Source organism: Flavobacterium panacagri, from assembly GCF_030378165.1.
GTDB lineage: Bacteria > Bacteroidota > Bacteroidia > Flavobacteriales > Flavobacteriaceae > Flavobacterium > Flavobacterium panacagri.
Genome location: NZ_CP119766.1, coordinates 1,450,994 through 1,462,329, shown reverse-complemented (window position 1 = coordinate 1,462,329; position 11,336 = coordinate 1,450,994). Strand labels below are relative to the sequence as shown.

Sequence of the window (11,336 nt, the reverse complement as noted above, 5' to 3'; positions counted from 1 at the left end):
CTAAATTTTAACTAATTTAACTCTTCCAACAGCTGTTCAACATCATCATAATCTTCAAAATCCTGAGAAATGGTCTGTAAAATTTCCTGACATTCTTTATATTTTCCTTGTTTTAATTTAGACAAAGCCAGATTCCATTTTGCCTTTTCTTTATAAACAGAATTTCCTGCTTCTAATTCTTTAAAAATAGTTTCGGCTTTTACATATTTTCCCACCTGCAATAGCGAAACACCGTAGAAATATTTAATTTCTTCTGAATTATTTTCTTTTAAAATAGCTTCAAAAAGCGGTATTGCCTTTTCATATCTTTTACCATTAAAATTGTCTTCAGCCTTTTTCAAAGTTTCTTCAGAAACTCCTCTTTCTGTAAAATAAGCGCTTTCTGGATGGTTATAATCTTCAAAATTAGGATAATGTTTATAGTCGAAGAAAAACAATCCGAACATAATGGCAACAGAAGCCACTGCTGCAAAATACCAAGGTTTCAATGAAACTACTTTGGTTTTCTTTTTCTGGAAATATTTATCAGAGATTCGGTTTAGGTTTTCTTTAAAAGCTTCTCGCTCTGTTTCTATTCCGAATTTATTGTCTAATTGAAAATGCATTTCTTTGAAACTCTCAAATGCCGATGCCAGTTCTGGATCTTCAGTTAATTGTTTCTCCAAATTGCTTTTTTCATCAACGGTCAGTTCGCCTTGAAGATATTGGTCAAATAATATATAGCGTTCTTCGTTCATGATTAATTGTTTTTTAAAGAGTTAAAATTTTTCGCTTCCTGAATCCACTGCGTCAACTGGCCCACACATAACGATTTCTTTTTTCGAACATAGCCATACGTCACATTGAGTTTTTCGGCTACTTCTTCCATCGATTTTAAGCTAAAACTGAGTTTTAAAACTTCCTGACATTTCTCTCCCAATTTCTGGAACATCATATCAAAAAGCTGTTGTTTTTCGTCAAATTCTTCTGTTTGAGTAACTAAGTCATGCGCAGATTCATTACTAGATACCACGTTCTCATAAATTGTTACCCCTTTGTTTGATGATTTTTTCAGTTCGTTCAGCCAGCGTCTTTTGCACAATAAGAAAAAGTAAGCATCAAACGGGCAAGTAAGCTGCAGTTTATTGGCTTTCGCCTGATTAAAAAGCAAAATCATAATTTCCTGAATCACATCCTGAGCCTGGTCTTTATCTCCCGAATTATTGGTGATAAACAAAACCACTTTGGGCGCATACTTCTTATATATCATTTCAATTATTACCGAATCATTTGCGGCAAGTCCTTCAATATATTTTTGGTCAGGATGAATTTTGTTTTGATCCATAAAAAATGTTTTAACAGCTAATTTAAAAAAAGAATCTCAGAAATTTTCAAAAACAAGGGGTAACAATATTGCAGTGAATTGTATTTAACGAAACAAAAGTCTTTTAAAAACCTTTAAAAAATTAAAAGAAATGGAAAGTTACCAATTTGTAAATGAGAAAAACCTAGACCGGTTCTACGAGATTATCGCAGCCAAAACCCGCAACGGTTTTGTAATTACAGAACATAATGAAAAACTGCCTTATGTGGTTTTGTCCAAAGAAAAAAAAACCATAAACCACGCACTGCATTTATTTATCAGTTTCATGACTTTAGGTTTTTGGGTAATTATCTGGATTTATCTCATTCTGAATTTCTCCCGTAAAAGAGACATTTTGGTAGCCGTTGATGAAGATGGAAATCTCTTTGAAGACAAGTGTCTTTCTGCTTAAATAAAAAAAACAAAAATAAAGGGTAACAATTTTTAAAGCCAATTGATATAACGATATAAAATCACTTTAAAATGTTTTTTGAAAACAAGGGTAACAAAATCAAACCCCAATTGATTTAACTAAAAATTAATTAACCAAATCTGAAAACTACTTGAAACAATCAAGCCAGATTTATAAAAACTAGAAATTATGAAAACAAATTTTAAAAAGATCGGACTTTTAATATTAGCAATGACAACTTTTGCAAGCTGTGACGATACAAACGGAGAAGATATTAAAATTTCTCCTCCAACTGCAGCCGCTTTTAAAAGCATCAGCGAAAAGGGAGTAAAAAGAAACACTCAAAATTTTACGATGACAGCGGGGAACGGAGTAGTAACTCTAACATCCGCAAAGGGTGTCAAGCTTTACATTAACGGAGATTGTTTAACTAAAAACGGAACTCCTGTTACGGGACAAGTAGATATCGAATTTATCGAACTTTTTGATAAAGGAAATATGTTAGTGACTAACAAACCAACAATGGGAATTATGCCTGATGGAAAGAAAAATCTTTTGATTTCTGGAGGAGAATTCTTCATCAAAGCAACTCAGGGGGGAGTCGAATTACAGACCTCATGCTACATGAACATGACTGTTCCAACAGCATTAACGAATGGTTACGATAATTTAATGACTTTATGGACTGGAGTTATTGATGAAGATGGCGAACTGGCTTGGAAAGATGCCAGAGCAAATGCCGATGGAACTGGCGGAAAAGGCGGTGTTCAAGGAGAAGGAAACAATTATTATGTAACTTTTGGAAACTTTGGATGGACAAACGTTGACCGTTTCTACAGTGATCCGAGACCAAAAACTACTATTTTGGTAGATATTCCTGAAGGATACAACAATACCAATAGTGCTGTATATCTTTCTTATGATGGCGAAGGTACCAATGCGCTTGCTAAATTGGACACTTACACAGCCGAAGGATTATTCAGTGAACACTACGGTCAAATTCCGGTTGGTCTTGCCTGTCATATAATTTTCGCAACAGAAGACGGTGGTAACTGGAGATATGCAATCAAAGGAGTGACTACTACAGCAAATGCTGTTTATACCTTTACACTAGCCGAAACAACAGTCGGTACAGAAGCCCAGCTGGTTGCTGCAATTAATGCCATTCAGTAACTTTCAAATGCTTTTTTAAGAAAAAGTGGTGATTTGCTCATCACTTTTTTTTACATTTAATCCTGTTTGAAATTTCCACAGGAAATTTTAAGCCTCAAAACTATCTAGTTATGAAACCACATTTGTCTATTTTCTTTATTCTATTTTCTATTCTCTCAATAGGGCAAACCAAAGTAAAAGACACCATAACCCGAAGAGCTAACATCAGTTTTATTCAAAACGGAAATCAGGTTTCTTATAAACCCGAGACACCACCTTTGATTCCGATTGCGGGTGCGCCAAAGCCAAGTTATTCTTATTTATGGGAACTCGGAGACGGGCATTACAGCAAAGAAGCAGAACCGAAACATGTTTACAAAAAGAAAGGCACTTATACCACAAGACTTGCCGTAACGAACAATTATGACAACGGAAAACCACCTGCGACGCGTCCTAAAAAAGTGGCTGTAAACGATATTACGGATAATAACTATAAAGACATCGCTTCAATTGCAGATCAGAACGGTTTTGCGATTATCAAGAACTGTGATCCTATTCCGGAGCAGGAAATGGTAGTCGTAGTGAGTTATCAAAATCTGGAAAATTATGTTGCCAACGGAAAGCTGTATTTGTTTTATAATGAAAAGCAATTCAAACACAACAATTTCCAATTGAGCGATTTTAGAACTTATGCCGGCGAACGTGAAGTGAAAGAAAACTTAGTCGCTTCGGTTGATGATTTGAATGATTCGAATAATTTTCTGGCTTCCGCCGAAGGGAATTTCAAAACCAAAAAATACCGAAATACAACCACTGAAGAAGATTTGGACGCATCGCTTTTAGATGCCAACAAAACCTATCATAATGTTTCTGTTTTAGAATTTGATGATGCCAATCCAGGAGAAACGCGAAATGTTTTTTACACTTTCAAAACTACTCCTGAAATGATTAAAGATACAAGTGCAACTGTTACGATGCGCGGTATTTTTGTTCCGAACAGAAGTTATAAAAACCATAAAGTAAAAAATCTGGAAATGGAAATTGTGACTTCTCATGATCCAAACAAAATGGGATCTAACGGAAGATTTATGAATTACAGACTGGTTCGTTTTAAAAGAGTCAATTTTAAAACCCGTTTCCAGAATAATGGCAAAGGACCGGCAAGAAAAATTCGTTTAGAAACAGATGTTCCAGATATGTTTGACAAAAAGACTTTCCAGATTGAAAGTATGTATCCAGAATGTCCGATTTGTCCAAAAGGCGAAGAACCAACTGTAAGCTGTTTGGATACGATTATCAAACAGAAACAAATCATTTTTACTTTTAAAAATATTTACCTTCCGGGAAGCGAACAAAAAAATGTTCACGAAAAAGATTCTACAAAAGGTTTTGTAAAATACTCCATGAAGTTTGGCGAAGATTTTCATAAGGTAAAAACCAAAAGCCGCACTGCTATTATTTTTGATAAAAATGAACCGATAATTACCAACTACGCCACTACCCGATTTCTGCCTGGACTTTCGATTGGTGCAAAAGCGGGTTATAATTTTTATCCTGATTTAGATAAATCAACGAGTTATTTTGTGGGAGCAACGCTTTCTCCTTTTAAATCCTATCGTTTTTATTGGCAGGTGGAATGGGTAAATGCTTTGAATCAATACAATAGTGCTGTAAATGTCACAGACGAATTTAATACTAATGCCAATGGAACAAGACAGTTGGTGCGCACCACAACTTTGACGGAAAATAAAAATATCAACTGGGAAGTTCCGGTTTTGATTCGCTATAACATCAACAATTATATTGGTGTTGGAGCAGGAATTCAGGCGAATATCAATGTTTCTTCTGAGCAAAATCAGACTGTAAAGATTGATACTTATGAAGGCGATAAAGAGAACTTTTTGATTAGTTCGACAACCAGTTCTGATAAAGTGAAAAATAGTTTTACAGATGTAAAAACAGGCCTTTTATTTGATTTGACGGCAGGTTTTGCCAGAATCGGGCCAAGTTTAGGCGCACGGTATGTGATCAATTTTGAACAGAATTTTAATTATTTTCAGGTGTATGGAATTTGGAAATTTTAAATAGCCACGAATTCACGAATTTTTATAATTATCATTCGTGAATTCGTGACGGAAAAAAACTTTATGAAAAAACTGCATTGCTATATTTTATTATTCGCAACTCTAATTTCATTCGGGCAGAAAACCGTGTCCGAAGAAGATAAAATATATAATGCTGTGGATAATTTTACCGCAAATCCTTCTGCAGAAGCGTTACAAAATCTTAGAAATATTGAAAGTGATTTTTGGAAAAGTGCAAAACCAAAAACCAAAGACGAATTATTGGCAATTGTTATTCTTAATTGTAATAAAGCCTATTATGAAAATCAGTTTGGGCAGACTTTAAAAGCGGTAAAAAGCTATGAAAATGCCTGGATGATTTATCAGAAATACAAACTGAAAAATTATGATATTGTCGAATTCTGTTTAAAACCTTTAGGGAACTTGTATACGGTTTTGGGCGATTATGAAAATGCTGAAAACACGATCAAACAATATTATTTTATTGCCAGTCAGGAGAAAAACAAAGCGCAAAAAACGGCCGCAATTCTTAATCTTTCGAATGTTTACCAGAATACCGGAAATGTTTATAAAGCAATTGAATTAATTGAAAAGACCATTCAGACTGAAAAACTTTCCAACACAGAAAAAGGTCTTTTGCTGAATAATTTAGGTACGAACTATGTTTTATCTTCTAAAAAATCCGAAGCTGAAACTTCATTTTTAAAAGCTGTTTCTTTTTTAAAAAAGGATAAATCACAAACTGAAACTTTAGCCAATGCATATCGAAATCTGGCGCAGTTAAAAATAAATGAAAATAATTTCGTAAAAGCATCAGAATACTTCGAAAAAGCCAAAACCGAATTCAATAAAACCTCTAATCGCGAACCTAGAAAAATAGGACAGTTTTATTATGAAGCAGCTTTTATTGCTTTCAGCGAAGGAAAATTAGCCGAGGCACAAGAAAATATTGAATTCATTTTTAAAACACTTCTTCCTTCTTATTCTAGTTCAAAAAATAAACTGCCCAATCAAAATTCGCTTTATGCTGAAACGGTTTTATTGGATGCTTTGGATTTACAGGCTTTGATTTTTTTAGCTGAAAATAAACCTAAAGAGGCGCTGAAAAGTTACGAGCTTTCTTTTCAGATTGAAGAAATGATTCAGTCGCTTTTGGTTTATGAAAATTCTAAAATTATAACACAAGTCCGAAACCGAAACCGAACAGAAAAGTGTATTGAAATCTATCTTTCTCTGTATGAAAAAGAAAGAAAAATGAGCTATTTGGGAAGTGCTTTTTTACTTTCGGAACAAACTAAATCAGTTGTTTTAAAAAATCATCTTAAAAATTCAGAAACGATTTCAAGAGAAGAAAAACTGATTTTACAACAATTGCAAAATTGGAACACCACTATTCTGAAAGAACAGCAAAAACTGGAATTGGCGGATATTTCGAAAATCAATGAAGCGGTTAAAAAGCAAAATGAGTTAATGCTTCTTTTGAAAACAAAACAAAGCAAAACAGATTCAAAAAAGAATACCAACTTTGATCTTTCTGCACTTTATGCCAAATTAGAAAAAGACAATGCGCTATTAATCGAATACTTTTTCGGAACACATTGTATTTATAATTTTACTTTAGAGAACAATAAAATTGCATTACATCGAATTGAAACCGACAAGAACGCTTTTCCCGAATTGCTTTCTTTTATTAGTCTTTTTAAAGATCCTTCGGCTATTACTAATAATCCTAAAAAATATAATTTGCTGGGAAATAAGGTTTACAAAAAGCTTCAAATTCCCCATCCTTCAAAACATAAAAATTTAATCTTAATTCCAGATGGTATTTTATCTTTTCTGCCTTTTGAAGCCTTAATCAATGAAACGTCCAATACAACCAACTTTACAAAAATGCATTATCTGTTGGACAAATTTGATGTTGCTTATAACAATTCGGCCGAATTATATTTGAATGCCAATACGCTTTCAAACGGAAAAGAAAATATTCTCGGTGTTTTCCCGATTTTCGAAAAGACGAATTATGCACTTAGATTTTCAAAAAATGAATTAGAATCCATAAAACATAATTTTAAAGGACAGTTTTTTGAAAACGAAAATGCCAGTTTTTCAAACTTTAAAAATAATTCAATAGGAAAATCTATTATACATCTCAGTACACACGCTTCTTCAGGCGATTTGGAAACTCCTGCCAGTATCAAATTTTACGATCAAGAAATCTTGTTTTCTGAACTTTATAATTTAAAACTTAATCCCGATTTGGTGGTTTTAAGTGCTTGTGAAACGGGAATTGGAAAGTTATATAAAGCCGAAGGCGCAATGAGTGTAGCAAGAGGTTTTCAGTTTGCAGGAGCTCAAAATCTGATGTTTTCTTTATGGAATGTAAACGATTATACGACTTCTGTTTTTATGGATTATTTCTATAAAGAAATCAAACATGATGTTTCTTTTGTAAAAGCGAGTGCCAATGCTAAAAGGGAATTTTTGAAAGATAAAACCATTCCGAATGCCAAAAAATCGCCTTATTACTGGAGTGCTTTTGTTTATTACGGAACTATCGAAGAAACCGAAAAACCTACAAATTATATCTTCTATATCATTAGTTTTTTGGCTGTAATTGGCTTATTTTTGGGTTTCAATCAGTACAGAAATGGAAAATCTTCACGAAATTCTCAAAATAGAGAATTACAAAAAAATAAAATTCAAAATCACTAAAACCCAGCATTTACAGATTAAAGCTAAAATTAACGGCATCTCTGGGAATTTTATTTTAGACACAGGCGCATCGAACACTTGCATCGGATTTGAAAGTATAGAATACTTTGAATTAGCAGCAAAAAAATCAAAAACAAAAGCTTCGGGCGCTGGTGGAACGGGAATGAAAACTCAAATTTCCTCTCAAAATAAATTACAGTTAGGAAGTTGGAAAAACAAGGATTTCAGCATTGTGATTTTTGATCTTTCGCATGTGAATGAAGCTTTAGAATCGTACAAAGCTAAACCTGTTCACGGCATTATCGGTGCTGATGTTTTATTGGAAGGAAAAGCGATTATTGACTATTTTAACCATTATTTGTATTTAAAATAATACAATTTAGTTTTTTTGATATATTTGTTAAGCCATTTTAATAAATTTATCCCTATGAAAAAAACTCTACTTTGTTTTCTTTTATTGTTACCTACTTTATTTTTTGCTCAAGTTAGCAGTATTATACATTGTGCTGGAGATAATGTTTTTGATTTGACCAGTCGATATGATGAATTGACTGAAGGTCTTACTCCTGACCAAAATATTACTATTAAGTATTATATAAAAGATACTTATGCTGCAAATGATGAATATGCAATTGCAGATCCAAAGAATTTTGTTTTTAATGAAAGACAGCTGCAAATTCATGTGAATGTCTATACTAATGGTCAAAAGAAGTACATGAATTCTTTTATGATATTTTTGAATTCTCCCTTATCCATCTCTTATGCCAATGTTACAAACCCAATCTGTGGCAACCAAAGATTAACAGTAGGTGCTTTAGGAGGCCAATCTTCTTATAAATATTCGTTAGATGGAGTTAATTATCAATCCGAAAATATCTTTAATAATGTAAATCCTGGAACTTATACCGTTTATGTTAAAGATGGCTATAACTGTATAGCTACAATGGAAAAAATTGTACAACCTATACCCCCACTTACAGCAACAAGCTTAAATATAGACAATTCTTGTTTCGGTTCAAATGATGGTAGAATAGAAGTTAATGCCACTGGAGGGCGGCTACCCTATTCTTATTCTATGAACGGTACTAATCATAGGGTGTCAAATATATTTTCAAATTTACCTCCTGGACATTATAATTTGACAGTAAAAGATGTTACAGGGTGTACATTCACATTTTCTGTAGAAATACTAAGTCCTACAGTTTTAAACTCTTACGTAACCGCTACTAACGTCAGCGCTTTTGGCAACAATGATGCAGAAATAACAGTTAATGCAACGGGAGGAACACCTAACTATTCTTATATCTTGCGAAGTACTTACGGATCAATCATAAAACCATATCAATCTTCTAACAGATTTCAGGGTATAGGAGCAGGTTCCTATATTGTCGAAGTTATAGATGTTAAAGGATGTATGTATACTACACAAATTACTATACCCGCCCCACCTTCTCCTTTGAATGCTACTGTAGCAGTAACCGATATTAATTGCAATAATCCTACAGGCTCTCTAACGGTTACCACTATAGGAGGATCTGGTTCTTATCTTTATTCTTTAAATAATGAGCCATATCAGGCTTCAAATTTCTTTTACAATTTAGCTCCAGGCAATTATGTCGTAAATGTAAAAGACAGCCAAAATGCTATTATAAGTTTTCCAGTTGTTATAAAATCTTCTGAGCCACTAACCGCAACAGCTGCCTATACCAAAATCGAGAATTGCGCCATAAATTATAATTCAACCATCACGATTACAGCTAGCGGAGGTAAAACGCCATATAAATATGCAGTCAATACTACTGCAAGTTACCAAGACAATAATACTTTTTTTGGAGCTGCTCCTGGAGAACATACGATCAATGTTAAAGATGCTAATGGATGTATTTTTAGTTCAACTTTAACTATAGATTCACCTGTCTCATTGACCGCAACTGCAACAATTAATGAAGCAGCAACCTGTTATGGAAAAGATTCTGTAACTATTACAGCTGCTGGAGGACAGCCGCCTTACACCTATTCTTTCACAGAGGGAACTACATACTCTGATATAAATACCTCTGAATTAAATCCAGGATATCGCACTGTATTTGTTAAAGATGCTAATGGCTGTATTGTTACTCAATCTGTACTAATTAGTCCTAAAAATTCTCTAAATAGCACGTTTGTGGCATACGCAAATGCAACTGCTCCAAATAGCAACGATGGATTAATAACAATCAATACAACCGGAGGAAAAATGCCATACAGTTACACAATTACAAATGGCAGCAATACAATTACAGTACCTCCTCAACCATCTAACACGAATACTTTTAACAATCTTGCACCAGGATCTTACCGTATCGTTGCTAAAGATGCTATAGGATGTGTTTCACAAGCCATAGAAGTAATTATTTCAGCACCATCTTTAGCCCCGCTTACCGCTGTAAGTACAATTACGCAGCCAACTTGTACAAATCCTACGGGTACAATATCAATAATTGCTAGCGGAGGATCTGGTTACTATCAATATTCAATAGACAATGGTGTAACTTATAGTAATAACAGCATATTTTCTGTTGTCGCAGCTGGTACATATAAAATAGTAGTTCGTGATGCTGAAAATGCTATCTATACTTTTAATTTAGTCGTACAGCCTATAAGCCCACTATATCTTAATGTATCGATTGTTTCTCCAATAACCTGCGCTCAAAACGGAATAATCCACGCACTCGCTATAGGTGGTCAATCTCCAATTACTTATTCTTTAAATGGAGGTGCTTTTAGTGACACTAATATTTATGAAAATCTAAGCCCCGGCATTTATATTGTAACAGCAAAAGATAATAATGGATGTACTGAAAGTATCGTAATGGAATTAGCGGCACCGATCCCGTTAGTTGCAAACATTACTATAGAAAATCAAACGGCAACTATTAATGCAAGCAGTGGAAATACAGAATTAAAGTATGCTATTTCTCCAAATTTAGATAGACTTTCAAGCCAAAATGTTTATCCAAATCTGGCTCCTGGAAATTACACTGCAATTATTAAAGATTCAAATGGATGTGTTGTGATGCTGAATTTTGTAATTGAAGTTCCTGCTCCTTCTGCAAATGGAAAAACTACTGTAAATGTAGATTTCAAACAAGGTCAGACTTTAGCAGATCTTGTTATTGAAGGGCAAAATATCAAATGGTACAGTACACCCGGAAGTTCTCCAACTGGGAAAACTAATAAAGTTGCTGCTGAGGTACCTTTACCACTATCCACTGTTTTAGTTGATGGAGTTACTTATTATGCATCACAGACTATTAATGGAGTCGAAAGTAAAGAACGTCTTGCAGTTACTGCAAAAGTAAACGGCTCTCTTTCTACTCCAGACTTTGAATTGGCAGACTTTAGGTTTTATCCTAATCCTGTAAAAAATATTTTGAGTATTAAAAATCAATCTAGTATAGATCATATTCAAGTTTTCTCTGTTTCTGGAAAATCTGTTTTGTCTAAAAATATTAATGGCAATTCTGCTGAGATTGATTTATCTGGTCTTTCAACTGGAATGTATATCTTAAATGTCAAATCTGATGGAAAAGAAAAAGCATTCAAATTTGTCAAAGAATAGCGATTCTAAAACGCACAAAAAAAGCCTTCATAA

General features: G+C 33.8%; 8 protein-coding genes. 6 read left to right on the top strand and 2 right to left on the bottom strand.

Going from position 1 to position 11,336, the window contains the following annotated elements; all coding sequences use genetic code 11:
* Nucleotides 1-11 precede the first annotated feature (11 nt).
* The gene (locus P2W65_RS06635; protein ID WP_289664412.1) at nt 12-737 is read right to left on the bottom strand and encodes a CDC27 family protein; all 726 of its coding nucleotides are present in this window, start codon (nt 735-737) and stop codon (nt 12-14) included.
* A 2-nt stretch (nt 738-739) separates the two neighbouring features.
* Nucleotides 740-1,324: an RNA polymerase sigma factor gene (locus P2W65_RS06630; protein ID WP_289664411.1), complete on the bottom strand. Its 585-nt coding sequence runs from the start codon at nt 1,322-1,324 to the stop codon at nt 740-742.
* Nucleotides 1,325-1,454: 130 nt separating this feature from the next.
* On the opposite strand from P2W65_RS06630, the gene P2W65_RS06625 reads away from it, so the two are divergent.
* From P2W65_RS06625 to P2W65_RS06600, 6 genes are all read left to right on the top strand, one after another.
* On the top strand, nt 1,455-1,754 hold the full coding sequence (locus tag P2W65_RS06625; protein ID WP_179003876.1) for a hypothetical protein: 300 nt from the start codon (nt 1,455-1,457) through the stop codon (nt 1,752-1,754).
* 189 nt (nt 1,755-1,943) lie between these two features.
* Nucleotides 1,944-2,927, top strand: coding sequence for a hypothetical protein (locus tag P2W65_RS06620; protein ID WP_289664410.1), 984 nt, complete (start codon nt 1,944-1,946; stop codon nt 2,925-2,927).
* 110 nt (nt 2,928-3,037) lie between these two features.
* Nucleotides 3,038-4,990, top strand: coding sequence for a PKD domain-containing protein (locus P2W65_RS06615; RefSeq protein WP_289664409.1), 1,953 nt, complete (start codon nt 3,038-3,040; stop codon nt 4,988-4,990).
* 63 nt (nt 4,991-5,053) lie between these two features.
* On the top strand, nt 5,054-7,702 hold the full coding sequence (locus P2W65_RS06610) for a CHAT domain-containing protein (protein WP_289664408.1): 2,649 nt from the start codon (nt 5,054-5,056) through the stop codon (nt 7,700-7,702).
* A complete protein-coding gene (locus P2W65_RS06605; protein WP_289664407.1) occupies nt 7,638-8,075 on the top strand; it encodes a retropepsin-like aspartic protease in 438 nt (145 codons plus the stop codon). Before P2W65_RS06610 ends, P2W65_RS06605 begins: the two co-directional genes overlap by 65 nt.
* A 54-nt stretch (nt 8,076-8,129) precedes the next feature.
* A complete protein-coding gene (locus tag P2W65_RS06600) occupies nt 8,130-11,303 on the top strand; it encodes a T9SS type A sorting domain-containing protein (protein ID WP_289664406.1) in 3,174 nt (1,057 codons plus the stop codon).
* Nucleotides 11,304-11,336: the final 33 nt, after the last annotated feature.